The sequence below is a fragment of the Vibrio sp. ES.051 genome, assembly GCF_002563795.1.
Classification (GTDB): domain Bacteria; phylum Pseudomonadota; class Gammaproteobacteria; order Enterobacterales; family Vibrionaceae; genus Vibrio.
In genome coordinates this window covers 540,517-566,673 of record NZ_PDJL01000004.1, presented here as the reverse complement: position 1 = coordinate 566,673, position 26,157 = coordinate 540,517, and the positions used below count along the sequence as shown (strand labels likewise).

Annotated in this window: 20 protein-coding genes; 15 read left to right on the top strand and 5 right to left on the bottom strand. The window is 46.4% G+C overall.

All coding sequences use genetic code 11. The features are described 5' to 3' along the window. Position 1 precedes the first annotated feature (1 nt). The 3 genes from recB to ATG66_RS08965 form a co-directional block, all read right to left on the bottom strand. A complete protein-coding gene (recB, locus tag ATG66_RS08975) occupies positions 2-3,670 on the bottom strand; it encodes an exodeoxyribonuclease V subunit beta (RefSeq protein ID WP_098414972.1) in 3,669 nt (1,222 codons plus the stop codon). 299 nt (positions 3,671-3,969) lie between these two features. Then, on the bottom strand, positions 3,970-7,461 hold the full coding sequence (gene recC, locus ATG66_RS08970; protein WP_098414971.1) for an exodeoxyribonuclease V subunit gamma: 3,492 nt from the start codon (positions 7,459-7,461) through the stop codon (positions 3,970-3,972). A 336-nt stretch (positions 7,462-7,797) separates the two neighbouring features. Beyond that, a complete protein-coding gene (locus tag ATG66_RS08965; RefSeq protein WP_098415880.1) occupies positions 7,798-8,772 on the bottom strand; it encodes a TDT family transporter in 975 nt (324 codons plus the stop codon). Between the two features lie 109 nt (positions 8,773-8,881). On the opposite strand from ATG66_RS08965, the gene ATG66_RS08960 reads away from it, so the two are divergent. Continuing rightward, positions 8,882-9,769 carry a LysR family transcriptional regulator gene (locus ATG66_RS08960; protein ID WP_098414970.1) on the top strand — a complete coding sequence of 296 codons (888 nt, stop codon included), beginning with the start codon at positions 8,882-8,884 and terminating at the stop codon, positions 9,767-9,769. A gap of 165 nt (positions 9,770-9,934) precedes the next feature. Then, positions 9,935-10,231: a YebG family protein gene (locus ATG66_RS08955; RefSeq protein ID WP_098414969.1), complete on the top strand. Its 297-nt coding sequence runs from the start codon at positions 9,935-9,937 to the stop codon at positions 10,229-10,231. Positions 10,232-10,380: 149 nt separating this feature from the next. Here the strand turns inward: ATG66_RS08955 and ATG66_RS08950 are convergent, their stop codons facing one another. Next, entirely contained in the window at positions 10,381-10,851 is a 471-nt protein-coding gene (locus ATG66_RS08950) for a zinc ribbon-containing protein (protein ID WP_098414968.1), read from the bottom strand. Positions 10,852-11,005: 154 nt separating this feature from the next. Between ATG66_RS08950 and leuS the strand changes: the two genes are divergently transcribed. From leuS to lipA, 12 genes are all read left to right on the top strand, one after another. Beyond that, positions 11,006-13,579 carry a leucine--tRNA ligase gene (gene leuS / locus ATG66_RS08945; RefSeq protein WP_098414967.1) on the top strand — a complete coding sequence of 858 codons (2,574 nt, stop codon included), beginning with the start codon at positions 11,006-11,008 and terminating at the stop codon, positions 13,577-13,579. A gap of 152 nt (positions 13,580-13,731) precedes the next feature. Beyond that, on the top strand, positions 13,732-14,271 hold the full coding sequence (locus ATG66_RS08940) for an LPS-assembly lipoprotein LptE (RefSeq protein WP_098414966.1): 540 nt from the start codon (positions 13,732-13,734) through the stop codon (positions 14,269-14,271). A 5-nt stretch (positions 14,272-14,276) separates the two neighbouring features. Further along, positions 14,277-15,296, top strand: a complete 1,020-nt coding sequence (gene holA / locus ATG66_RS08935; RefSeq protein ID WP_098414965.1) for a DNA polymerase III subunit delta — start codon at positions 14,277-14,279, stop codon at positions 15,294-15,296. 88 nt (positions 15,297-15,384) lie between these two features. Then, a complete protein-coding gene (rsfS, locus tag ATG66_RS08930; RefSeq protein ID WP_098414964.1) occupies positions 15,385-15,702 on the top strand; it encodes a ribosome silencing factor in 318 nt (105 codons plus the stop codon). Between the two features lie 4 nt (positions 15,703-15,706). Next, positions 15,707-16,177 carry a 23S rRNA (pseudouridine(1915)-N(3))-methyltransferase RlmH gene (rlmH, locus tag ATG66_RS08925; RefSeq protein ID WP_098414963.1) on the top strand — a complete coding sequence of 157 codons (471 nt, stop codon included), beginning with the start codon at positions 15,707-15,709 and terminating at the stop codon, positions 16,175-16,177. 29 nt (positions 16,178-16,206) lie between these two features. Next, positions 16,207-18,126 (top strand): penicillin-binding protein 2, encoded by a 1,920-nt coding sequence (gene mrdA, locus ATG66_RS08920; protein ID WP_098414962.1) that lies wholly within the window; start codon positions 16,207-16,209, stop codon positions 18,124-18,126. After that, the gene (gene rodA / locus ATG66_RS08915; RefSeq protein ID WP_098414961.1) at positions 18,126-19,247 is read left to right on the top strand and encodes a rod shape-determining protein RodA; all 1,122 of its coding nucleotides are present in this window, start codon (positions 18,126-18,128) and stop codon (positions 19,245-19,247) included. Before mrdA ends, rodA begins: the two co-directional genes overlap by 1 nt. Before the next feature lie 2 nt (positions 19,248-19,249). After that, positions 19,250-20,053, top strand: coding sequence for a septal ring lytic transglycosylase RlpA family protein (locus ATG66_RS08910; protein WP_098414960.1), 804 nt, complete (start codon positions 19,250-19,252; stop codon positions 20,051-20,053). A 91-nt stretch (positions 20,054-20,144) separates the two neighbouring features. Beyond that, positions 20,145-21,326, top strand: a complete 1,182-nt coding sequence (locus tag ATG66_RS08905) for a serine hydrolase (RefSeq protein ID WP_098414959.1) — start codon at positions 20,145-20,147, stop codon at positions 21,324-21,326. A 139-nt stretch (positions 21,327-21,465) separates the two neighbouring features. After that, a complete protein-coding gene (gene ybeD / locus ATG66_RS08900; RefSeq protein WP_098414958.1) occupies positions 21,466-21,744 on the top strand; it encodes a DUF493 family protein YbeD in 279 nt (92 codons plus the stop codon). A gap of 178 nt (positions 21,745-21,922) precedes the next feature. Next, positions 21,923-22,585 (top strand): lipoyl(octanoyl) transferase LipB, encoded by a 663-nt coding sequence (gene lipB / locus ATG66_RS08895; RefSeq protein ID WP_098414957.1) that lies wholly within the window; start codon positions 21,923-21,925, stop codon positions 22,583-22,585. Beyond that, positions 22,582-23,547 carry a lipoyl synthase gene (lipA, locus tag ATG66_RS08890; protein ID WP_098414956.1) on the top strand — a complete coding sequence of 322 codons (966 nt, stop codon included), beginning with the start codon at positions 22,582-22,584 and terminating at the stop codon, positions 23,545-23,547. Before lipB ends, lipA begins: the two co-directional genes overlap by 4 nt. 374 nt (positions 23,548-23,921) lie before the next feature. On the opposite strand, the gene glyA is transcribed toward lipA, so the two are convergent. Beyond that, positions 23,922-25,172, bottom strand: a complete 1,251-nt coding sequence (gene glyA / locus ATG66_RS08885) for a serine hydroxymethyltransferase (RefSeq protein ID WP_098414955.1) — start codon at positions 25,170-25,172, stop codon at positions 23,922-23,924. Between the two features lie 346 nt (positions 25,173-25,518). On the opposite strand from glyA, the gene ATG66_RS08880 reads away from it, so the two are divergent. Continuing rightward, on the top strand, positions 25,519-26,121 hold the full coding sequence (locus ATG66_RS08880) for a YitT family protein (protein ID WP_098414954.1): 603 nt from the start codon (positions 25,519-25,521) through the stop codon (positions 26,119-26,121). The last annotated feature ends 36 nt before the right edge of the window (positions 26,122-26,157 follow it).

Sequence of the window (26,157 nt, the reverse complement as noted above, 5' to 3'; positions counted from 1 at the left end):
ACTACAGTAGCTCCATCTGCCCAGCTTGCGTCGAGCGCGTTTCTAGCGTTTGACCATCAATCAAACGGTCCATTTCTTGTAAAAACGCGAGGGTTGGTTTAGCGGCAAAAATACCGTGATCGCTTTGCCCATCCATACCGCGTAAGAACAAGTAATACACGCCACCAAAGTGTTGCTCATATTGATAATTGGCCAGTCGGCTACGTAAGAAGCGGTGCAGTGCTAAGGCGTAGATCTGGTATTGTAAATCGTAGCGGTGATCCGCCATCGCCGATTTAAGCGCCTCACCGTGGTAATGCGCCACCTCATCGCCAAGATGATTCGACTTCCAATCCAGAACATAGTACTTACCTTGATGTTCAAATACCAAGTCAATAAAACCTTTCAGCATCCCTTGCACCGTTTGAAAGCCTAAATCCCCAGCTTTAGCAGACAACGGATCATGCCGTTGAATAACGCGGTTTAGCGCGGGGGCAGACAACACTTCGATTGGGAGCAAAAACTCCATTTCCACCAGTCGTTGTGATGGTATCTTTTGATTGAGTAGCAAAGACTTACCATCCAACGGCGTGGCAAGTACGCTATCAATCAACTGCTGTAAAATTGGTAACCACTCTTCATCCAGCTGCTCACTTTCCATCAATCTGAGGATAATCTGGGTATTCTCTTCGGTCGTCGCAAGTTGGGTAAACTCAACCTCTTCAAACAAACTATGCAGAAACGTCCCCGGACGAGCACCACGCGGGAAATTAAAAATAGAACGCTCTGGTTCCATCAAATCCGCTTCGTCCTGCTCTTCAGAAGAATCAATATCGAAACCAGTGATTTCAATGGTCGCGTCGTGCTCAACATGATGAGAGCCCTGCTTCACCAACCCAGAATAACTGGTGATACGCCAGTTTCTATCGATAGGATTTTGCAGCTCTTTCGCGCTAAGATCGTGTATTTCTTCTTGTGGCGCTACGTACTTCTCTTCGAGTTGCTGCGGCGGTTCTGTCACAACGACACAATCAAGCTCGTCTTGTTGCTTTGCTAAACCTTGGTGCAAATCGTTGATACCACCTTCTTGGCCGTTTTGTACCAAATACCCAATCGCGCTGTGGTGTACTCCGGTCGGCTCTTTGGTTGATCGGCCATTCCGCAAAGGTGAGGCACCGATAAAGCAGGCATACACGGCCCGTGTTAGTGCCACGTAAATCAGACGCAAATCCTCTGCGAGACGCTCTTTGTCGGCTTGCTTCATTGATGCATCATTGCCCGTGATATCCAGTACCGTACGGTCATTAACAGCATCGTAATATTTCGCTTCGCTGGCTTGTCGATAACTAAAAGCAAACGGTAAGAAGACTAAGTCATATTCCAAACCTTTTGATTTGTGAATCGTTACGATCTGCACCAAATTACGTTCGGACTCCAAGCGTTGAATTTGGTCATCACTGCCACCTAAGCCACTTTCTGCATCACTAATAGATTGAGCTAACCAGCGCAGCAGGCCATGATCGCTGTCCAGTTCATTACTGGCTTGCTGCAGCAGCTCCCCCATGTGCATTAAATCAGTCAGTACTCGCTCACCATTTTCACCCTGTGAGCTCGCACCTTCTTCTAACAGTCGTTCAGCAATATGGCGCTTGCTGATCACCGCTCTTAGCATCGGCAGCACACCACGCTGCACCCAAAGTTTGCGATACTCTTTAAACTCATTGACCGCGTTTTCCCAAACGGTTTCATCGTTATTCAGCGCATCCAAACTGGCTGCATCCAGGGCAAATAGCTCAGAGGCTAAGCTTGCACGCAGCGCACGGTCATTTTCTGGAGTCAGCACCGCTTGCAGCAGGCGCTGTAAATCTTGAGCCACCGAGCTAGTAAACACGCTGTCTCGGTTGGACAGGTACACGCTGGCAATGGCTTGATCCGCCAGCGCTTGTTTGATCATTCGTCCTTCACTCCCCGTTCGAACCAGTACCGCAATATCGCCAGCTTGGACGCTTTTTTGCTTTTCGCCGTTCACCAGACACGCTTGCCCTTCTTTTGCATAAGTCAAAATAGTCTGGATCTGGCTTGCGGTTGCCTCAGCCATTCGAGTCAAATACTCGCCTTTAGGGAGTGGTTTGTCGTCCGCCTCTTGCAACCAGTAAGTCAATGCCGGTTGCTTTTGACCACCCATGACCCAAATGCGTTTTTCGGCATTAGGACTGTAATTAACGGGTAAGAACGGAATGTCCGAATCATAGATAAACGGACTATCTGGCAAGGCGAATACTTGGTTCACCGCCTGTACCATATCCGCACTTGAACGCCAGTTAGTACCTAGTGTGTAGTGGGCACTGACTTGGTTACGCGCTTTGATATAAGTGAAAATATCGGCACCACGGAAGCCATAAATCGCCTGCTTTGGGTCACCGATCATAAATAAGCCACATTCTGGATTGTTCAGATAAATACGGCTGAAAATACTGTATTGCAGCGGATCAGTATCTTGGAATTCATCAATCATTGCGACGGGATACAACGTACGAATTCGCTCGGCCAGTAACTCACTTTCGTCGCTATCGATAGAGGCTGAAAGCTGGGTCAACAAATCATCAAATGAGAGCCATTGTTTCTGGTTTTTCGCGCTTGCCAACATCACCCGACACTGTTCAATCGCATGAGCAAGTAATGGGGCTTTTAAGCTAGTTGGGTTAGCAAGAAATGTTTCAATGGCTTCAAATACCGCGTGCTGCGGCGCACTGCCTTTCGGTGTTTTTTCCAACAAGACGTTTTGCGCGAATTTCTCCAGCTTGTCTGGATAATCGTAACCAGTAGTTTCCGTTGCCGCCCACGCATTCACCGCCTCTAACCAAGTCGGCAGAGACTTTTTAGTGTAGCTGCGTTTGTTGATATCAGAGCCCGATATAAGCGCTAAAAAATCATCTTGGCTTTCTCGCCACTGCATTTTTAATTCATCAATTTTTTTCAGGTTTTCGGTATGCAGCTCGGCCAAACTACCCTGCATCGCCGGCACTGACAAACTTAGAGGCGCTCCCGTTAAATAATTGCTGATGTCAGATAACAACGCTGCGGGTGAGCCCCATAACTGACGGATCTCGCCAGCTAAAGTGAACGGTAATGGATAGAAATTCCTGCGCCAATAGTCAGCCACCACCTGAGCTTTAAGGTGACTTTCATCTGTGACAAATTCGTTATTAAATCGGCTGCCAGATTCAAAAGCATTTTGGGTTAGCATCCGTTGGCAGAAGCCATGAATGGTGTAAACCGCCGCCTCGTCCATTTGACGCTCGGCTTGCAACAAAATTTCAGCGGCTTGTTTGTGGTCTTCCACTTCTTCAAGCAAAGGAAGGATAATGGGATCCGAGCTTTGCCCACGCGCAAACGCAATTCGCGCATTATGGATTCTTGCCCTAATGCGGTCGCGCAGCTCCGCGGTGGCGGCTTCGGTAAAGGTTACGACCAGAATTTGGTCGACCGTTAGCGGGACGCGATGCTTGGTTTCAATACGGCCGTGCCCAAGCAGAAGGCGCAGATATAGCCCCCCAATGGTGAACGTTTTGCCTGTGCCTGCCGATGCTTCTATGAGTCTCGCCCCATGCAAAGGGAACCTCATTGGTTCTAGTGGCGTTGATTGCGGTGGCCTAGTATTCATTAACTCTGCACCTGACATTTGATCCATAATGCTGAATCTCTCCGGATTATCGACTGGGGCGTTTCGCCTAATAACTGTGATCTATCGTTAAACTTCTATTAATATGCTTAACAAGTTGGAAAATTTAGAGTTTTGTGGGATCTTTCTCACGGTTATCCATCATTTGTACCGTTAGTATGCGCCACACGAGACAAGCCTTTCAGGCGGCAACACTCAAAAGTATCATGGTCCCTCTGACCTTGTGGCCGTACAGCGAACGCCCTACAAAAAGAATGATTTTCTGGCGGCCACCCTACACTCTCTTGTTGTTAACCAATGACCCCACACTACGCTTTGCCCTCTTCTGCGTCTTGCGCAGCCAAGCGAGCACCTTGCAACACTAAAGCTGTTAATAAGCGCACTTCCGCCGCTAACTCTTCATTCCAAACGGGCCAAATTCGAGAAATATACGCGTTGTTGCCTTCGCCTTTACTCATGAAACCATCATTGAATGCATCAGTCATTTTCTTCACAGACTTCGCTTCGTCATCAACCCACTGTCCACGGCTAAACCCTGCTTCCACGCACGCTAACGCGGTTCTTGGGAAGTAAGGCAGTGGCTTGGTCATGCCTTCAAAAAATAAACGCACCAACTCAGTGAGCAATTGTTTCGCATGCTGCGTATCGGCAATTTCTGTGTAAACTAAATGCATCGCGCCTTCTTTACGATCGTAACCAATGATGTGGGTTTTCTTCGCATAACCCGATGCCGACATGGCGAGATGATCTATCCATGCCGCAAGGTAATCTTGCGCTCGGATTTTACCGCTTCGGTAACGAATTAAACCGGATTGATAACACTGAGTCAGCCAGCCAGTCAGGCGCACTTTTTTCTCTTCGCCTTCATTGCTCTCAAATAAAGAATCAAACGTCAGATCGATTTCTAAATCGTCTTGAGGGGCACCCGATAGAAACGCCAGTTTGTCTACCAACTCCTCAGCTTGCACTCGGTTAGTTTCAAACTCGAGATCACCAAACGCCCCGACAGGCAACTTACCTTGTGCGCGCTGTTGACTCATAAAGTACTTCAGCACCTCCGCTTTTCTCTCTGGCTGCGTTAGTGTCGTTTCGAGCAAAGCTTCTAATAGTGCATCACGCATCTGATAGCTTTCAAGGCCACCTAAAACAAATGGCTCATCATCTTCCATGACTGGCAGTGGTGGCTCAAAGGTCACTTTCAGACGGCGATTGAAAAAGTACTGTACCGGTAAACGCCAAAAACGTTGTAGCTCCACTAAATCGAGTTCAAACGGAAATGTAGCGCCCAGCAAGTAATCATCCAATTCACGATTAAAATCACGACGAACCTGACCTTGAGATAGACGGTTCTGGGTCAATGCCGCCGGGATCCACTCTTTGGCATAGCTGGTGTCCGCCCCTTGGAAAGCTTGAGGACTAAATGGCACCATGGCGTGGGTATTCACTAACGCGTTTAATAAATTGTCGCCAGACTCATCCACGGGCAAACCTGCATCACCGCTTAAACAGTAGTTTTGATGGCAATATTCCATCAGCTCTGATACCAACACCGAAGGGACCCGTTCGGTGTTGTCTTGAATCGAACGGCCAACGTAACTGATATACAGCGCTTGCTGAGCGGATAGCATTGCTTCGAGGAATAGGTAACGGTCATCGTCTCGGCGCGAACGGTCGCCCGGTTTGGTTCTTCCCGTCATCAAGTCAAAGCCTTCCGGCGGCATGGAACGCGGGTACACGCCGTCATTCATTCCAAGCAAACAAACCGTTCTAAATGGGATCGAGCGCATTGGCATCAAGGTACAAAAGTTCACTTGCCCAGCCAGAAAGCGCTGGCTAACGCGTGTTCCAGACAGTTTATTTTGTAGATATTGGCTGATGATCGCTGGGGAAAGCGGTTCATCAAAGGCCGCCTCGACCAACTGTTCTTTGAGTTGACTGAGCGTGTCCCGAATGGATTTCAGCGCCATTTCGCCTTCTAATTCAACCGAGAAAAAGTCATCCAGCAGAGAAATCAATGTCTCACGCCAGCCATCAATGGTTTGAATCTGAGAAAGCTTGCTTCGGTATGTACTGATTTGTTGAATAAAGTGGGCCAATTTGCCAGCCAGTTCTGCGCCCATACCTTGCACTTCATTATAGGGAGACAAACTGCCTTGCTCGGTTTCAAATAAGCCCACCGAATCTGGCATCGCATAACCGAGCAACATCCGCTGAATACCAAACTGCCACGTATTTTGGCGAGTTTCCGGCAGTTCAAATTCACGTCCGGTATTGGCATCCAATCCCCAACGAATACCCGACTCTTCCACCCACTGTTTGGCTTGCAAAAAATCGTCTTCACTGAGCTCAAAACGCTTTAAAATCGCTGGCGTCTCTAGCAGCTCAAGTAATTCAGAAGCCAGACAGCGTGTATTGGGTATGTTCACCAACTTCATGAATGCCGCAAGAATTGGACTTTCTTGATCCGCGGCTCGGTCTGAAATCGAATACGGAATAAAACGCTCACCCGGTGCGTTACCAAAGACCGCCTGAATTGCAGGACTGTAGGCGTTGATATCCGCAACCATAACAATGATATCGCGCGGCTTTAAGGTTGGGTCTGCATCAAACATCGCAAGCAATTGATCATGCAGCACCTCCACTTCACGCATTGGGCTATGGCATGCGTGCAGACTCAGCGACCGATCGCCCAAGCTAACTATCTGTTTATGTTGACTATTTTCGATCTTCTGGTCGTCTTGGTGCTCTTCCAAGTTTAGAATATCGGCTTGCAATTGATGGAGCAAACTGCCGCGCTCCACATCTACAAACGCCTCAATCTCATGGGATTCCAGCTGAGATAACAGATACATGTTATCTCGTCCGAGTTTCCCCATCGAAGCCAGAAGACTGTTGCCGACTACATCGGTGTGCAGTTCATCAATCACATTCTCTTCCAATGACCCTTTTAACTGCTCAGTTTCACCTTGTACTTCGGAATGATCCTCTTGCCACACAACATGTTGACGATGTTTGGCAGCCAAACGAGCCAGATATTTGCGATCACGAACTTCCCCCCAGTAATAACGACAAGGGTTGGTGAACATTAAATGTACGTCGATATGCTCACCAATCGCTTTAAGCGCATCCATATAGCGTGGCGGCAAAGAGGAGATACCAAACACAAACAATCGCTTTGGCAGATGGTCGAAATGGCCGTTAAAGTTTTCTAACGTGTCAATAAAGTGTTCATAAAGATTGGCACGATGATAAGGAGACTGACCTAGTGATTCCGTGTGTTCATACAACGCTTGCCATAAAATAGGCTGCCATGGATGGTCTTCTTCCAGTTCAGCAACCGTTTGCCCAGCTTCCCAACTGGCAATCCACTCAGGACGGTACACTAAGTAACCATCAAAAATATCAGCGATTTTTTCTGCCAACTGGTACAACTTGGAGTGGTCACTGTCGTCTTTGAGGTATTGCGCTAACGGCGCGAATGCTTCTTGATTTAAAAGCCCCGGCAGCAGATGCATCAGCTTCCATGTCATTGACTCTTTATTGAAAGCACTGCGTGTTGGTACATCAGGCAACACTTGCGTGAACATTTCCCAAATAAAGGTGGCTGGTAATGGGAAGTTGAGGTTTGCTGCCACACCAAACTCTTTCGCTAACTCCATTTTTAACCATTGGGACATGCCTGGGCTTTGCACCAATATTTGTTCTTTTTCGAACGGATTTTCCAATGGACGCAGTCGAATCAGTTCAACAAGAAGTGATTTAAGAACGTCAACTTGGTTGGAGTGGTAAATAGTAAACAAAATGGAAACACCGCGTGCCGATTGAAACTGTTCGCTAGCTTAGCATAGCCCTATTTATTCCCGCAGTGATCTCGTGTTCGTAAACAGCAAAAGGTTACATATCCCCCACATCGTGATACCTCATTATGCAGACGCTAATGTACGGAAGACAGAACGAGCAATCATTCTGGACGAACAGAGCAATTCCCACAAAGAGATATTCGGGTGACTTCTATTAAAGACAGCGACGAACTTCAGGATAAACGTTAAATGCAGCATAGTCCTCATCCACCCCATAGAAAAAGCCTCTTAAGTTAACTCAAGAGGCTTCTTTTCTAAGTTTGGTTTAACGCTTGTCTAGGTCAGTTTTATCGACTTCAAATTCGGTTTAATCAACAAGTTTTTGATGTATTGTAATGCCACATAAGAGACCACAATTGTTGCAATAATGAGCTCAATACCGGCTAAATCACGCACTTGTTGTACATACTCCGAGGCTAACCCTTGCAATTCCATCCAATTTGCCATTTTAAACAATGCTGTAGCCCCAATCACCATTGGGAAAGTGAACGCGGCATAGCCTGGACTGAATGGCAGTCTGAGTAGTTTAAAAAACGCTAAGTAGATAATAGCCGTCATTAACACCGCAATACCGAATAACATGGCAATAATCACTGGTGATGGGGTTGCTGTCACAGTCAAGTATCCGGCTAAGGATAGACTCGCCGGTGCCGCCATAATCGCCATGGTTGGTTTTGCCACATCCGGAACTTCGTGAGTAAACATAAAACGGTAAATCATCACCGGTAACATAACCGCGTACGCCACCATACCAAACATCAAGGCACCTTGCGCCACTGGCACTAAAACCGGATTGCCAGAGAAAGACACATCCGCCACGATAATACCGACGGGAGGCACAAACCAGCTCGGAACCATGTGGTGTAATTCAAAGTCTTTGGCGCGATGGTAAACAAAACTCACCAAAAAGACGACGTGCAGAACCACTGCAATCAGCCAAAGCACATCACCAGCCATTGGGTAAAAATGGCCAAGAGAGTTCGATACCACCATCGTCCCCATCGCAAATGTCGGCACCACGCTACCCACAACCGGATGAGCAAGATCTTCTCTTAATAGGTGGCGATGGAGCAAAAACTTGATTGCCAGTACCACCAACAACATGCTTGCAATACTCGCGCTAATCCACTGTCCGTAACCATGCAATTCGGCGAAGTTTTCCCAACTCCAGCCTAAGCTTGCAATACCAAGAGCCAACCCAGCCATCGGAGTTGGCGCTCCCATTACTTTTGCTTTTGTTTTCTGAATCATGATCACCTCAACCAGACTCACTTTCGATAACACATATAATACGCTTGCACTTCGTTCCGATATATCTAATTATTTAAAACAAACGTTCAAAATTACTAAACGGTGAACCATGGCAAGTCACATTTCGCTTAAACAACTCAAAGTGTTCACGACGATCACCCAACATAAGACCCTGACTGCGGCATCAGAGAGCCTATTTCTCTCTAAAGCAGCGGTGAGCATGGCGCTGTCAGAGTTAGAAAAACAAATTGGTCATCACCTCTTTGATCGCGTGAATAACCGTTTAATCCTCAACCAAGAAGGACAAAAACTGCTGCCTTTAGCAGATGAACTGCTCAATCGTGCTAAGGACATAGAAGGCATTTTTAATGGCGATCAAGCGCTTTCTGGTCAACTTCGCATTGGCGCGAGTGACACCATCGGCAATCAAGTCGCACCCTACTTGCTCAGCGAATTTCGCCAACAAACGAATCACCGCTCGCAAAGCCTGTTCATTTCCAACTCAACACAAATTTGCGACATGCTGACCGACTACGAGCTGGATATCGCACTTATTGAAGGAAAAACGCTCCACCCAGAGTTGCAATCGACACAGTTTAGCGACGATGAAATGTGTGTCATCTGCACACCAAATTACCCAGTCGCGTGCGAAGGCGTGGTGAACTTAGCGGAACTTGAAAACAGCGAGTGGATATTGCGAGAGGCAGGTTCAGGATCGCGTGAGTTTTTCATGCGAGTCGTCGCGCCGCGCTTGGAGCATTGGCAAGAAGCATTTCAACTCAACACAACAGAAGCGCTGATTAATTCCGTCTCTGCTGGATTGGGATTAGGCTGTTTATCACGCCTGTCGGCAGAGCCCGCTATTCGTGACGGGCGTGTAAGGGTTCTCGATATGCCTTTAGACATGAAACGCCGATTTTGGTTACTCGTGCACAAAGAGAAATACCAAAACCCGCTCCTCAAAACTTTTATCGAATTTTGCCAAGATTGGCAGTAACCAAAAATTGTCTTGCAAACATCAATAACCAAAGTGAAAGTAAAATAGTTTAAATGCTGGCCAGTTAGTTGTACCTGCCTCTCATTCTTAGGCTTGTCGCTAGACTTAATTGGTCAAAAACTGTATAAAAAGCCAGTATCAATACACCAAGTTAGGGGACCAACCATGGCTGTAATCGTCAAGTACGTGGTAGAACGCAATGGAGAAGAGAAAATGACTTTTACCTCTAAAGCGGAAGCTGACGCATATGACAAAATGCTAGATATGGCAGACGAGCTATTCACTCTGCTAAACAAAAGTGAACTTCTAGAAGACGAAGGCAAGCAAGAGGATCTTGCTATGTACCTTGCGCAAAACAAAGAAGAAGTACTTTACGCATTAGGTGCAAAACGTAAACCTGCACCAAAGAAAGCAAAAAAGCTTGAATCTGTAGAAGAAGGCAAGCAAGAAGACGCAGCATAAGTCTCCCATGAGTTTGGAAACGCTGCCTTATATTCATATATAAGTATTGAACAGCACGAATTCACAACTGCTCTACGCTTTCTATAAGGCCTAATCACATCGCGATTAGGCCTTTTTCATTCATACCGATAAGTTATGATTTGTCTCGTTCATGGTTTTAATGACTGACGAGTAAAGCCTTTATGACCGCATTTGATGCACGGGATAATGATAGTCGGATGATTGTAAGTGGTCTTACTGCCGCACTCATCACAAACCAAGGTACCTAAGCCTATCACCTCTCCTGCTTCATAGAGTCCTTGATGCTCCAAATCATCAAACAACTCAACCCATTCAACTTTGGTGCGATCCGTGATTTCTAGTAATCCTTGCCATATTGAGTCGGCAACCGTTAAGTAAAACGGCCCACTTTTGCTCTCCTCATAACTCTCAGAAAACTCTTTTAAGTCTGCTTTGAGATACGCTTTAATTAACGCCAATTCATCTTTGGTCAAGTCATTCGCGGCATCCATTACTTTGCCCGACGTCTCAATCGCTTTGTTAACTTCTTCCGGACTTTGCTTCAAGGTTTCAATCACATCCTCGAGCATTTCCTCATAACCTGTTTTACGTTTAGGCATAACTGACCTCCGTCTTTCTCCTACCTGCGTCACTTAAGGGCGCATGGGTACAGATTGGCTATTGTTGTGATCCCTAGCTTTAGGTATTCTATGATGATCTATTTAAGTCTGTTCTAACCGAACTCACAAATTCCAAGATAACCGGATATCATCGATGCAAGAACAATACAATCCACAAGACATTGAACAAAAAGTTCAAAAGCACTGGGATGACAACAAAACCTTTGTTGTAAGTGAAGACCCAAATAAAGAAAAATTCTACTGTCTCTCTATGTTCCCGTACCCAAGCGGTCGACTGCACATGGGTCACGTGCGTAACTACACCATCGGTGACGTAGTATCTCGTTTTCAACGCCTACAAGGCAAAAACGTGATGCAACCAATTGGTTGGGATGCGTTCGGTCTCCCTGCAGAAAACGCAGCGGTCAAAAACAAAACAGCACCTGCGCCATGGACTTATGAAAACATTGAGTACATGAAGAATCAACTTAAGCTGCTAGGTTTTGGCTACGACTGGAGCCGTGAGTTCGCAACCTGTACGCCAGAATATTACCGCTGGGAACAAGCATTTTTCACCAAACTGTATGAGAAAGGTCTCGTTTACAAAAAGACATCGTCTGTGAACTGGTGTCCAAACGATCAAACCGTTCTTGCCAACGAGCAGGTTGAAGACGGCTGCTGTTGGCGTTGTGACACGCCTGTAGAGCAGAAAGAAATTCCACAGTGGTTCATCAAGATCACTGAATACGCGCAAGAGCTACTAGACGATCTAGACAAGCTAGAAGATTGGCCTGAAATGGTTAAAACCATGCAACGCAACTGGATTGGTCGTTCTGAAGGGGTTGAACTTAAGTTTGAGGTGAAAAACCAACAAGATCTAGAAGTTTACACCACGCGTCCAGATACGCTTATGGGTGTCACTTATGTCGGTATCGCAGCAGGTCACCCTCTTGCCGCACAGGCAGCAGAGAACAATCCTGATCTTGCAGCGTTTATCGACGAATGTAAGAACAACAAAGTTGCAGAAGCTGAGCTAGCGACAATGGAGAAGAAAGGCATGGCTACTGGCCTGACTGCTATTCATCCATTGAACGGCCGCGAAGTACCAATATACGTAGCAAACTTCGTTCTGATGGACTACGGCACAGGCGCGGTAATGGCAGTACCGGCACATGACCAACGTGACTACGAGTTCGCGACGAAGTACGGTCTAGACATCGTGCCAGTTATCAAACCGGCTGACGGTAGCGAGCTAGACATCTCTGAAGCGGCATACACCGAAAAAGGGGTTCTGTTTGATTCAGGTGAGTTCGACGGTCTAGAATTCCAAGCGGCATTCGATGCCATCGCAGCCAAGCTAGAAGCAGAAGGTAAAGGTAAGAAGACCGTTAACTTCCGTCTACGTGACTGGGGCGTTTCTCGTCAGCGTTACTGGGGCGCGCCAATCCCAATGGTAACCACTGAAGACGGTGAAGTTCATCCTGTGCCCGCTGACCAACTGCCCGTCATTCTTCCAGAAGACGTGGTCATGGACGGCGTCACCAGCCCAATAAAAGCAGACAAAGAGTGGGCGAAGACAACCTTCAACGGCGAACCTGCTCTACGTGAGACAGACACGTTCGATACGTTCATGGAGTCTTCTTGGTACTACGCACGTTACTGCTCACCACAAGCGGATGACATTCTCGACCCTGAAAAAGCCAACTATTGGCTGCCAGTAGACCAGTACATCGGTGGTATCGAGCACGCTTGTATGCACCTGTTGTACTCTCGCTTCTTCCACAAATTGCTACGTGATGCTGGCTACGTTACATCTGACGAACCGTTCAAGCAGCTACTGTGTCAAGGCATGGTACTGGCCGATGCGTTCTACCACACAAATGAAAAAGGCACCAAAGAGTGGGTTGCGCCTACTGATGTAACCATCGAACGCGATGGTAAAGGCCGTATCACTTCAGCAATAGACGATCAAGGCCGTAACGTTGAGCACTCAGGCATGATCAAAATGTCTAAGTCTAAGAACAACGGTATCGACCCACAAGAGATGGTCGACAAGTATGGTGCTGATACTGTACGCCTATTCATGATGTTCGCATCTCCAGCAGACATGACGCTTGAGTGGCAAGAATCTGGCGTAGAAGGTGCGAACCGCTTCCTGAAACGTGTTTGGAAACTAGTTAAAGAGCACACAGCGAAAGGCGCAGCAGAAGCAGTCGATGCAGCAGCGCTTTCTGGTGATCAAAAAGCACTGCGTCGTGACGTTCACAAAACTATTGCGAAAGTGACGGATGATATCGCTCGTCGTCAAACGTTTAACACGGCTATCGCAGCGATCATGGAACTGATGAACAAGCTAGCCAAAGCGCCTCAAGAATCGGCGCAAGATCGTGCAATTCTTGACGAAGCGCTAAAAGCGATTGTTGTCATGCTTTACCCTATCACTCCGCACATTTCATACGAACTGTGGACGGCGTTAGGTGAGTCAGATATCGACAACGCAGCATGGCCAACGTTTGATGAAAAAGCACTGGTTGAAGATGAAAAAACGATCGTTGTGCAAGTAAACGGCAAGCTACGTGCGAAACTGACGGTTGCTGCTGACGCAAGCAAAGAGCAAGTTGAAGCACTTGGTCTAAACGACGAAAACGTAATTAAGTTCACCGATGGCCTAACCGTCCGTAAAGTCATCTACGTTCCAGGTAAATTGCTGAACATCGTCGCAAACTAATCACAGCTTGCAATTTGTCTCTGTTTAGCGAACTTATTTGTTAACCAAGAGCCATTAAACAGGGTAGTTCGCTACCCTGTTTATTTACCTCAACCCATTCACACGAGTGGTTTAAGGTAAATAACCCCTTCAATTTAGGATGAATACAATCAATGCGCTTTTTCTCTTTGATTAAACTACCAGTGGTATTGGTATTAGCGGGGCTTCTTTCTGCCTGTGGTTTTCACCTTCGCGGCGAGTATTCCGTACCGGAAGAGCTGCACACTATGTCTTTCTCCAGCTACGATGAATACAGCCCGTTAACACGCTATGTTCGTTCTCAACTCGAACTCAACAAAGTTGAACTTGTTCAGCCAACATCTAGCGTACCGAACCTGCACCTAATTAAAACAACTATCGATGAGCGCACGCTATCGCTTTACCAAAATAGCCGTGCAGCAGAAAAAGAACTGACATACGTCGTAAAATACCGCATCACCATTCCTGGCTACGGTTCGAAGAATTTTACTACCACCGTCAACCGTAACTACCTTGACAACCCGCTAACCGCTCTTGCAAAGTCGGTCGAGCGTGACCTCATTGAAGATGAAATGCGCCTGCAAGCTGCCAAGCAGATGATGCGCCAGCTAGGACGTATCCGTGCAGAGTATGAAGCGGGACAAGTGAACGAACCAACTAAGACGAACTCTTAATTACTATGCGAATTTATGCCGATAAGTTGGTGGATCATTTAACCAAACACGTCAAACAGGTTTATCTGATCTTTGGTAATGAGCCACTCCTGATTCAAGAAAGTCGCCAAGCTATCCAAAAAACAGCGTTTCATCATGGGTTTGAGGAAAAACACCGTTTTGTTGTGGATGCGAGTCTAGATTGGAACCAAGTATACGATTGCTGCCAAGCACTGAGCTTATTCTCAAGCCGCCAGTTGATTGAACTGGAAATACCAGAAAGTGGTGTCACGACAGCGGTAAGTAAAGAACTACAAATGCTGTGTGACATGCTGCATGAAGATATCATGCTAGTACTTGTGGGCAGCAAGCTGACGAAGGCGCAAGAAAACGCCAAATGGTTTAAAGCACTCAGTGCTAAAGGTGATTGGGTCAGCTGTTTAACCCCTGATCTGCAACGCCTACCTATGTTTATTCAAACGCGCTGTCGTGCTCTTGGCTTAAAGCCAGATCAACAATCACTGCAAATGTTGGCACAGTGGCATGAAGGAAACCTATTTGCTTTATCACAAAGCCTAGAAAAACTTACCTTGCTCTACCCTGATGGTGGGCTCACCATTATCCGTTTAGAAGAAGCACTGAGCCGTCATAACCATTTCACCACTTTTAACTGGATTGATGCGTTATTAGCGGGGAAAGCGAATCGTGCTCAACGTATTCTGCGCCAACTAGAAGCTGAAAGTATAGAAACGGTAATTCTTATTCGCAGTGTACAGAAAGAGTTAAGCCAACTTTTAAACATGCATCGAGATTTGACGCAGATGGACATGAGTCAGGTATTTGAAAAATATCGAGTCTGGCAAAACAAACGTCCTTTGTATAACGCAGCATTGACTCGCTTATCAGCCAGTCGAATTTGCGCTTTACTCTCGCTATTAGCTCAGGCAGAGATCAAGGCGAAAACCCAATATAACGAATCCGTATGGCCAACTATCCATCAGTTGAGTTTAGAAACCTGCTCTCCTGATATTAAGCTGGCAATTTAAAAATCAAAGCGTGATATAGTGCGCGACCTGTTTTGCAGCCAATAGAGCAAAACGCACCAGAGATACGAGACAAACCGAGGAAAACCGAGTGCTTCGCGAAGAACTGAAAGACTTTTTAGCAAACAAAGCCGACGATATGAAAGCGGAAAACATCATCATCTTGAATGTGGAAGACAAATCGAGCATAACAGATTACATGGTCATCTGTACTGGCACTTCTAAGCGCCACGTTGCCTCCATTGCTGACCATGTTGCGACTGAAGTGAAGAAAGCCGGTCTTGAACCATTAGGGATGGAAGGTGAAATGGAAGGTGAATGGGTGGTCCTCGATATGGGCGATGCCATGCTACACGTGATGCAAGAAGAACACCGCTCTCTATACCAGCTAGATAAACTCTGGGGTTAATCTTTTGAAAATTCAACTCATTGCCGTTGGAACCAAAATGCCAAAGTGGGTCGAAGAAGGCTTTCAGGAGTACCGTCGTCGTTTCCCACACGATATGCCGCTGGAATTGATTGAAGTTCCTGCTGGCAAGCGCGGTAAAAACGCTGACATTGCTCGCATCTTGCAAAAAGAAGGGGAAGCGATGCTGGCAGCGGTGCCAAAAGGCAATCGCATAGTGACGTTGGATATCCCAGGTAAGAAGTGGGACACCTCACAGCTAGCAGTGCAATTAGAAGCTTGGAAATTAGATGGTCGTGATGTTTCAATCTTAATTGGTGGTCCTGAAGGGCTAGCGCCTGCCTGTAAAGCCGCCGCAGACCAAAGCTGGTCACTGTCAGCCTTAACGCTACCGCACCCACTTGTGCGCATTGTCATGGCTGAAAGCTTATACCGAGCGTGGAGCATCACTGCTAACCACCCTTACCACCGCGAATAATCGCTGTTTAAATTCAGAGACAAGCGTTCATGATTCGTAGACGCCGCAGTCAAATCCGAGATTTTCAAGCCGAAGCGCGCCTGTTTGCCAGCCGCGCTATTGTTGCTTTTATCGGCATCATCATTCTAATGGGCTTACTGGTCGCCAATATGTACAATATTCAGGTGAACCAGTTCCAAGATTACCAAACTCGCTCCAACGACAACCGTATCAAAGTCGTACCGATTGCGCCAAATCGAGGGCTTATCTACGATCGTAACGGTGTCTTATTAGCCGAAAATCGACCTGTCTTTAACTTAGAGCTCACGCCGGAAAAAATTAAAGATATCGATAAAACCATCACAGAACTGCAAACCATTCTGGATGTTCCCCAAGAAAAAATTGAACGCTTCCATCATGAGCGCAAACGCACCCGTCGGTTTAAGTCAGTTCCACTGCTTACTCAACTCAACGAAAAGCAGGTCGCCGTCTTTTCCGTGAATCAATACCGTTTTCCTGGTGTTGAAATCAGCGCGACACTGAAACGCTACTACCCGTTTAGCGAAGTCCTGACGCACGTGATTGGTTACGTTTCTCGTATTAATGATCGCGACATACAGCGCCTTGTTCGTGAGGAAAAAGACGCAAACTATCAAGCCACTCGTGATATCGGAAAGTTAGGTATCGAAAAATACTACGAGGACTTATTACACGGCACGGCCGGGTATCAAGAAGTCGAAGTGAACAATCGTGGCCGCGTTATCCGCACTTTAAAATACGTCCCACCTATTCCCGGTAAAGACATTGTCTTAAACCTCGATATCAACCTACAGCTTTACGTACACCAACTACTTGATGGTCGACGAGGCGGTGCTGTAGTGATTAACCCAAGAGACAACGGCGTACTGGCGATGGTATCAAGCCCAAGTTATGACCCTAATGCGTTTGTCCACGGGATCTCAAGTAAAGAGTATCGTGGCTTATTAACCAATAAAGACCGTCCTTTGGTTAATCGGACCACCCTTGGCATCTATCCGCCCGCCTCTACTATTAAACCATTTATGGCAGTAGCAGCTCTACAAGAAGGCGTGGTTACACCCAATACGATCCGTAACGACCCAGGGTATTGGCGCATTCCCAACTCCAACACTCGTCCATTCCGTGACTGGTTACGTTGGGGCCATGGAAACGTTGATATCATCAAATCAATCGAAGAGTCTGTCGACACGTTTTACTATCAAATCGCATACGACATGGGGATTGACCGTATTTCGAACTGGATGATGATGTTCGGCTTTGGTGACTACACTGGCATCGATATTTACGAAGAAAGTAAAGCCAATATGCCAACTCGCGACTGGAAACGATCGCGTCATAACACCCCTTGGTACAAAGGCGATACTATCCCTGTCGGTATCGGGCAAGGCTACTGGACCTCTACCCCCATGCAAATTGCAAAAGCAACGTCGGTATTGGTCAACGACGGTGTCGTCGCCGCGCCTCATCTACTAAAAGCAACGATAGATAATGGCGGTGAATTTGAACAGCAACAAGCTGCGGAATACGTTACCTACCCACCGATCAAGAACGTGCCACAGAAATACTGGAACATGGCAAAAGAAGGCATGCGCCGTGTAAACCATGGTAAACGTGGCACCGCTCGCCGTTCATTCTATAAAATGAGTTATCAAACCGCAGGAAAATCCGGTACAGCGCAGGTCTTCGGTTTGGGTGAAAACGAAGAGTACAACGCGGATGAAATTGCAGAACACTTACGTGACCATGCCTTGTTCACTGGTTTTGCCCCATTTGACAACCCAAAAGCCGTGGTCACGGTCGTACTAGAAAACGCCGGTGGTGGTTCCAGCAACGGCGCGCCAGTCGTTAGGAAGATTTTCGATCGAGTCGTACTTGGCCCGGAAAAAATAAAATCTGATAAAAGCAATACGAAGAAAGAGGTAACACAGTAATGAAAATGGACCCCTCTACAGGTAAAAACCGCGCCCTGTTTGAGCGCTTCCATATCGACTTACCTCTTCTGCTTGGCATATTGGCACTCATGGCTTTTGGTTTGGTGGTCATGTATAGCGCCAGCGGACAAAGCTTGCTTATGATGGATCGTCAAGCCATGCGCATGGTGTTGTCCATGGTGGTCATGATCATTCTGGCTCAACTCTCCCCTCGAACTTATGAAAATTTGGCTCCGTTGATGTTTGTGGGCGGAATCATACTTCTGTTTGGGGTGCTATTTTTTGGTGAAGCATCCAAAGGCGCACAACGTTGGTTGAACTTAGGTTTTGTTCGATTCCAACCATCAGAACTGCTTAAACTCGCGGTGCCACTGATGGTCGCGCGCTATATAGGCAAACAACCTCTCCCCCCGACGTTAAAGACATTGCTCGTTGCCCTTATCATGGTTTGTTTACCAACCATACTCATTGCGAAACAGCCTGACTTGGGCACCTCGATTCTGATCGCCGCTTCCGGTATTTTTGTCATCTTCTTAGCAGGCATCAGCTGGAAAATCATTGCTGGCGCCGCGATTGCGCTAGGTGGTTTTATTCCAGTTTTGTGGTTTTTCTTGATGCGCGAGTATCAGAAAGTCCGCGTACGTACGCTGTTTAATCCAGAATCCGACCCTCTCGGCGCGGGTTACCACATCATTCAAAGTAAAATAGCGATTGGTTCCGGTGGCATCTCCGGCAAAGGTTGGTTACAAGGCACACAGTCACAACTGGAGTTCCTTCCTGAACGACATACTGACTTTATCTTTGCAGTCATTGCTGAAGAATGGGGTATGATTGGCTTTCTTTGCTTATTAGCCATCTATCTTTTTATCATTGGGCGAGGGTTATATCTCGCCAGTCAAGCGCAGACCGCGTTCGGACGAATGATGGCAGGCAGTGTTGTACTCAGCTTCTTCGTGTATATTTTTGTAAACATCGGCATGGTAAGTGGCATCCTACCAGTAGTAGGGGTACCGTTACCGTTAATTAGTTATGGCGGTACTTCAATGGTGACCTTGATGGCGGGTTTTGGCATTTTGATGTCGATCCATACACACCGAAAAGCATTCTCTAAGGCGACCTAGACATGCAAACACGCGCTTTATATTCCTTCGTTTTTTCTGCTCTTATTTTGGCGGGCTGTTCATCTACCAGTCAAAAGAAACAGGAAGGGCGTTACGAACTTGAATCTGATGTCGCACCTGAAACGCCACTTTCAGTCGAACACATCGAGGATGCGCACCCAAAATACGAACCCTATAGCTTAGGTGGTAACAGCGATTATCACTTACGCGGTAAAGACTACACGATCGTTCGCAACGCAAAAGGCTTTACTGAAAAAGGCCGAGCCTCTTGGTACGGTAATAAATTTCAGGGACATTTAACGTCCAACGGCGAAATCTACGACATGTACTCAATGACCGCCGCCCACAAAACACTGCCGTTACCAAGTTACGTTAAGGTCACAAATAACGACAACGGTAAATCCACCGTTGTACGAGTAAATGACCGTGGGCCATTTCACGACGGCCGAATCATCGATTTAAGTTATGCGGCCGCACATAAGCTAGATGTAATAAAAACAGGGACCGCCAATGTTGAAATTGAAGTCATCAGCGTCGCTCAGCCAACAGACACACAGTCTTTAAAGGCACATCCGAAATACGTTATTCAGGTCGTTTCATCAAAAAATCCAGATCGAGCGCGAACTTTAGGCGCGGAGCTTGGTCAAAAGCTGGATACAGATACTTTTCTTGAGAACGCGAAAGAATCTTATCGCTTGCTGCTAGGGCCATTTACTGACTATTCCCTGACGCAAGCCACACTAGATAAAGTAAAGTTACTCGGCTATTCGTCCGCCTTTATTAAAAAACACAACACTGCCAAATGATCTTGGTTCATGAATTTCTCCTTGAATCCTCTCTTACATCACTGGGGATTCTGATAAGATATCCGCAGTTAACCTAAAAATTTGAATTACCATGAATAAAAATAAGTTTGTGAAATCTATTCTCGTTTCTTCGGTTGCCCTTTCTGCAACCTTTGCTCAATCTGCTCTTGCATCACCTGTCGTTGTTCCCGATGCTCCGCAAATCGCGGCGAAAGGCTACGTATTGATGGACTACCATTCAGGGAAAGTATTGGCAGAAAAAGAGATGAACACAAAATTGTCTCCTGCTAGCCTGACTAAGATGATGACCAGCTACGTAATTGGCCAAGAGCTAGAGCGTGGTAATATTACAGAAGATGATGACGTAACCATCAGCCAAAATGCATGGGCAAAAAACTTCCCAGAATCTTCAAAGATGTTCATTGAAGTTGGCACCACGGTAAAAGTACGTGACTTAAACCGAGGTATCATCATCCAGTCTGGTAACGATGCGTGCGTGGCAATGGCTGAGCACATTGCGGGCTCAGAAGACGCTTTTGTTGACTTAATGAATGCGTGGACAAAGACGCTAGGCATGACTAACTCGCACTTTGCCAACGTTCATGGTTTAGATAACGCAGAGTTGTACTCAACACCATACGACATGGCGCTGCTTGGTCAGGCTTTAATCCGTGACGTGCCAAACGAATACCGCGTTTACGCTGAGAAAAAGTTCACTTATAACGGCATTACTCAATACAACCGTAACGGTCTGCTTTGGGACAAGAGCATGAACGTTGACGGCATCAAAACAGGCCATACAAGCAACGCAGGTTACAGCCTCGTCAGCTCAGCAACTGAAGGCAAAATGCGTCTGATCGCCGTTGTTATGGGCACAAAAAGTGCGAACGCACGTAAATCAGAAAGCAAAAAACTCCTGAGCTACGGCTTCCGCTTCTTCGAAACGGTGGCACCACACAAAGCAGGTGAAACGTTTGTAGAAGAAAAAGTATGGATGGGTAACAAAGATACAGTGGCACTTGGCCTTGACCAAGACACGTACGTTACACTGCCTCGGGGTGAAGCAAAAAATCTTAAAGCCAGCTTCGTGCTTGAAAAAGAGCTAGAAGCCCCAATTAATAAAGGTGATGTCGTTGGTAAGCTCTACTATCAAACAGATGATGGTAAAGATATTGCCGAATACCCTCTGATGGCACTAGAAACCGTAGAACAAGGTAGCCTATTCAGCCGCATGTGGGATTACATCGTATTGTTATTCAAGAGTTTCTTCTAAATAGAACCCTAGAGTCGCAAACATACTCGCTAAGCCGCCTCCCATGGCGGCTTTTTAAGTCTGTGATCCTCATCTTGAGTTCCCCTTTATTTGACTGTACTATTTCGCACCGCAACGAATACCAACTGGAGTTACCGATATGCTAACCATCAACTCTGATGCAAAATTAAAAGACCTGCTTGAGTTCCCTTGTTCTTTTACTTACAAGGTAATGGGGCATGCAAAGCCTGAACTTCCAGAACTTGTCCTTGAAGTCATTCAGCGCCATGCTCCAGGTGACTACAGCCCAAAAGTAAAACCAAGTGCTAAGGGCAACTACCACTCGGTGTCAATCAATATCACGGCAACCTCTATCGAGCAGGTTGAAACCCTATACAAAGAGTTAGGTGACATTGATATTGTGCGCATGGTTCTATAGTTTTTTTGATGGATTAAATTTTTTTTGAAAGCAGCTTTCGGCTGCTTTCTTTTTATTTATCAACCAGATACTGTGACCGTTTATTTCTTTTAGCTAAAAATCCGTGACTCAACGGTAGAGCATCTGGTGTATCCAGTTTATAATCCAAAAACTTTATATATTAGCGACAGGAATTCCCATGCCACACCAACTTGTTGTAAAACGACTTGGACGCCAAGACTATGAGCCGGTATGGAAGGCAATGCATGAGTTCACCGATCAACGCTCGGATGAAACCCCTGATGAAGTTTGGCTGGTAGAACATAACCCAGTATTCACTCAAGGTCAGGCTGGCAAAGCTGAGCACCTGATTAACACGGGTGATATTCCTGTTGTACAAAGCGACCGCGGTGGTCAAGTCACTTATCATGGTCCGGGTCAACTTGTGGCTTACTTCTTGATCAACTTACGTCGTAAAAAATTGGGCGTACGAGATCTCGTGACACACATCGAGAACCTCGTGATCAACACATTAAAAGCATACAATATCGACGCAGCCGCACGCCCTGACGCTCCAGGCGTTTATGTCAACGGTAAGAAAATATGCTCTCTCGGTTTACGCATTCGTAAAGGATGCTCGTTCCATGGCTTAGCCCTGAACGTCAATATGGACTTAACACCATTTCTACGTATTAACCCTTGTGGTTATGAAGGCATGGAAATGGTTCAGGTTAACCAGTTTGGCGGCCCAGACGACGTAGAAACCGTAGAAAAACAATTAATAGAAGAACTCGTTACTTTGCTCGATTACGAGCGAGTAGAATTCAGCACAGAAGCACCTTCTCAAGGTAATAAAGCATGAGCAAACCAATCCAGATGGAAAAAGGCGTTAAATATCGTGACGCCGATAAAATGGCATTGATTCCCGTAAAGAATATGCCTTCAGAGCAGAAAGAAGTGTTACGTAAGCCTGATTGGATGAAAATCAAGCTGCCAGCCGATAGCCAACGAATTCAAGACATCAAAGCGGCAATGCGCAAGAACAAACTTCACTCAGTATGTGAAGAAGCCTCTTGTCCTAATCTGGCGGAATGTTTTAACCACGGTACAGCGACCTTTATGATCCTAGGTGCGATCTGTACCCGTCGTTGTCCTTTCTGTGATGTTGCTCATGGTCGCCCACTGACTCCTGAAGCAGAAGAGCCTCAAAAACTGGCGAAAACCATCGCCGACATGAAGCTGAAATACGTCGTCATCACTTCTGTAGACCGTGACGACCTGCGTGATGGTGGCGCACAGCACTTTGCCGACTGTAACCGCGAGATCCGTGCGTTGAACCCCCACATTAAGATTGAAACACTAGTTCCTGACTTCCGTGGTCGTATGGATGTGGCACTTGATCTAATGAAAGACAACCCGCCAGATGTCTTCAACCACAACCTAGAAACGGCACCGCGTCTTTACCGTAAAGCTCGCCCAGGCGCGAACTACAAATGGTCTCTACAATTACTGAAAAAATTCAAAGAGCAGCACCCAGACATTCCGACTAAATCAGGGTTAATGATGGGACTTGGTGAGACAAAAGAAGAAATTGTTGAAGTACTCAAGGACCTGCGTGAACATGGCGTCACCATGTTGACTCTCGGTCAATACTTAGCGCCAAGCCGTCACCATCTGCCAGTAGAGCGTTACGTTCCGCCATCAGAGTTTGACGAGCTCAAAGAAATCGCACTGGATCTAGGCTTCACTCACGCTGCCTGTGGCCCATTCGTTCGTTCTTCTTACCACGCCGATATGCAAGCGCAAGGTCTTGAGATCAAATAAGCGACTTGCTTTTAATAACAAAAAGGTTGGTCTTTCGCCAACCTTTTTGTATCTAAACACAAAAGCCTCCCTACCCCTTCTTATTCGGTGCATGTCATTCCGACCAGCCTAAGTGGAATCAGGAATCTTGTTTCACACACTCTGGTACTCTAAGCCTTTCCCCTAAGCAGACAGCACTCTGAAAACAGATTCTGAATCACGTTCGTTCCTCAATAGTTCAAAATAACAGAACAGGTCACCCCTCCCGCTTATAGGGAGTATACTGAGGACTTACCCAAACGTTAGAAAACAAAAAGGCCCTCAATTGAGGACCTTAGAATTTCGCGATTTTTCGAAATCGACTCAGCCTATGAGGCTAACGTTTACAAAGAAAATTACGCGTAAACGGGTAAACGCTTACAGATCGCTAGTACTTTCTGTTTTGTCGCTGCGATAACTTCCTCATTGCCGATGTTATCCAAAACGTCACACATCCAGTTCGCTAACTCTTTTGCATCTTCTTCAGTGAAGCCACGGCGAGTGATTGCTGGCGTACCCACTCGGATACCAGACGTCACGAACGGGCTACGTGGATCATTTGGTACTGAGTTTTTGTTTACAGTAATGTTTGCCGCACCTAGTGCTGCGTCCGCATCTTTACCAGTGATATTTTTGTCGATTAAGTCGACGAGGAATAAGTGGTTCTCTGTACTGTTAGATACAATTTTGTAACCGCGCTCTTGGAACTGATCAACCATTGCCTTAGCGTTTTTTACGACGCGAGCTTGGTATTGTTTAAACTCTGGCTCCATCGCTTCTTTAAATGCGACAGCTTTACCAGCGATAACGTGCATTAGAGGGCCACCTTGACCACCAGGGAACACCGCTGAGTTGAGCTTCTTGTACATGTCTTCACCTGCATTAGACAGGATCAGACCGCCACGTGGGCCAGCTAGCGTTTTGTGCGTGGTGGTTGTCACAACATGTGCGTGTGGTACTGGTGTTGGGTATTCACCCGCTGCGATAAGGCCAGCTACGTGTGCCATATCTACGAATAGGTACGCGTCCACTTTGTCTGCGATTTCACGCATGCGTTTCCAATCCACGATTTGCGAGTAAGCCGAAAAACCACCGATGATCATCTTAGGATTGTGCTCAAGCGCGAGCTGTTCCATCTCGTCGTAGTTGATTTGACCCGCTTCATCGATACCGTAAGGGATAACATTGTAGTGTTTACCAGAGAAATTTACCGGAGAGCCGTGAGTTAGATGACCGCCGTGCGCTAGACTCATGCCTAGCACCGTGTCGCCTGGGTTGAGCAGCGCCATGTATACGGCGCTGTTTGCTTGAGAACCTGAGTGAGGCTGTACGTTCGCGTATTCACACCCAAAAAGCTCACATGCACGATCGATAGCAAGCTGTTCTGCTTTATCAACGTACTCACAACCGCCGTAGTAACGCTTGCCTGGGTAGCCTTCAGCGTATTTGTTCGTTAGCTGAGAACCTTGCGCTTCCATTACACGTGGGCTTGTGTAGTTTTCAGAGGCGATGAGTTCAATGTGTTCTTCCTGACGAAGAGTTTCTTCTTGGATAGCTGCGAACAGTTCCGCATCGTAATCTGCGATGTTCATATCACGCTTAAGCATCTGTATCTCCTGACTCAGATTGGTACTGAAAGTTACAAAAAAACTGTTGAATGACCCTACGCAAACGTTTTCGTCACTCTAATGGCGCGCATTCTACATAATTCGATCTGGGTCATAAAGAGAAATTTACACTTTTTCTCATGCAGTTTTTTCATGATGACAAGCAATAAATATCATGGCGATGCTGCAAACCTCTACCATGACTTATCGACTGTCAATTTTCGGCTTTACACTCTGTAAAATAGCAATTACATAGGTTTACCGTAAATTTTACCCTTTAACTACCGAAAAGATCATCTTTTTACTACTATGCTCGCCTTGTTTATCACCAATGACTGCAAACTTGATGGAAAAACACTCACTAAAAGAAGACTGGATAGCAATTCTCACCGGGACCTTTTTGGTCGCTCAAGGGGTTTTCTTTCTCCAATCCGCAAACCTTCTTACTGGAGGGACAACCGGATTGGCTCTGCTTATCAGCCAATTTACACCTTTTACGTTTGGTACGCTTTATTTTTTGGCTAACAGTCCTTTTTACTTACTCGCATGGCAACGCTTCGGCCGTCATTTCGCCATTAACAGTGCAATTTCTGGTGCTTTAGTCTCTATCTTTGCCGATCATCTTTATTTGCTGATTTCGCTGGAATCAGTAAACGAAGTTTATTGTGCGCTCATCGGTGGCCTATTAATGGGCTTGGGTATGCTGATCTTATTCAGACATCGTTCTAGCCTTGGTGGCTTCAACGTGCTTTGTTTGTTCATTCAGGATAAATTCGGTGTTTCAGTCGGTAAAAGCCAAATGGCTATTGATGCGTGTATTCTGTTCGCCTCGTTCTTTTTTGTCTCGCTTGAGGTGGTTGCTCTATCAATTTTCGGTGCATTGGCACTGAATGTCGTACTGGCAATGAACCATAAACCCCACCGTTATTCCGTCTCCTATGGCTCTTAAAGACGCAAAAAAGGCTTTGGAGAACACCCCAAAGCC

Bases quoted from the DNA above. Each gene is read 5' to 3' on its own strand.
- lipA (WP_098414956.1), top strand. From the start codon at position 22,582: ATGAGCAAACCAATCCAGATGGAAAAAGGCGTTAAATATCGTGACGCC.
- ATG66_RS08960 (WP_098414970.1), top strand. From the start codon at position 8,882: ATGGCAAGTCACATTTCGCTTAAACAACTCAAAGTGTTCACGACGATC.
- ybeD (WP_098414958.1), top strand. From the start codon at position 21,466: ATGCTAACCATCAACTCTGATGCAAAATTAAAAGACCTGCTTGAGTTC.
- glyA (WP_098414955.1), bottom strand. From the start codon at position 25,172: ATGCTTAAGCGTGATATGAACATCGCAGATTACGATGCGGAACTGTTC.
- mrdA (WP_098414962.1), top strand. From the start codon at position 16,207: ATGATTCGTAGACGCCGCAGTCAAATCCGAGATTTTCAAGCCGAAGCG.
- ATG66_RS08905 (WP_098414959.1), top strand. From the start codon at position 20,145: ATGAATAAAAATAAGTTTGTGAAATCTATTCTCGTTTCTTCGGTTGCC.
- holA (WP_098414965.1), top strand. From the start codon at position 14,277: ATGCGAATTTATGCCGATAAGTTGGTGGATCATTTAACCAAACACGTC.
- recB (WP_098414972.1), bottom strand. From the start codon at position 3,670: ATGGATCAAATGTCAGGTGCAGAGTTAATGAATACTAGGCCACCGCAA.
- ATG66_RS08955 (WP_098414969.1), top strand. From the start codon at position 9,935: ATGGCTGTAATCGTCAAGTACGTGGTAGAACGCAATGGAGAAGAGAAA.
- ATG66_RS08880 (WP_098414954.1), top strand. From the start codon at position 25,519: ATGGAAAAACACTCACTAAAAGAAGACTGGATAGCAATTCTCACCGGG.
- ATG66_RS08940 (WP_098414966.1), top strand. From the start codon at position 13,732: ATGCGCTTTTTCTCTTTGATTAAACTACCAGTGGTATTGGTATTAGCG.
- ATG66_RS08965 (WP_098415880.1), bottom strand. From the start codon at position 8,772: ATGATTCAGAAAACAAAAGCAAAAGTAATGGGAGCGCCAACTCCGATG.
- lipB (WP_098414957.1), top strand. From the start codon at position 21,923: ATGCCACACCAACTTGTTGTAAAACGACTTGGACGCCAAGACTATGAG.
- ATG66_RS08950 (WP_098414968.1), bottom strand. From the start codon at position 10,851: ATGCCTAAACGTAAAACAGGTTATGAGGAAATGCTCGAGGATGTGATT.
- rodA (WP_098414961.1), top strand. From the start codon at position 18,126: ATGAAAATGGACCCCTCTACAGGTAAAAACCGCGCCCTGTTTGAGCGC.
- leuS (WP_098414967.1), top strand. From the start codon at position 11,006: ATGCAAGAACAATACAATCCACAAGACATTGAACAAAAAGTTCAAAAG.
- ATG66_RS08910 (WP_098414960.1), top strand. From the start codon at position 19,250: ATGCAAACACGCGCTTTATATTCCTTCGTTTTTTCTGCTCTTATTTTG.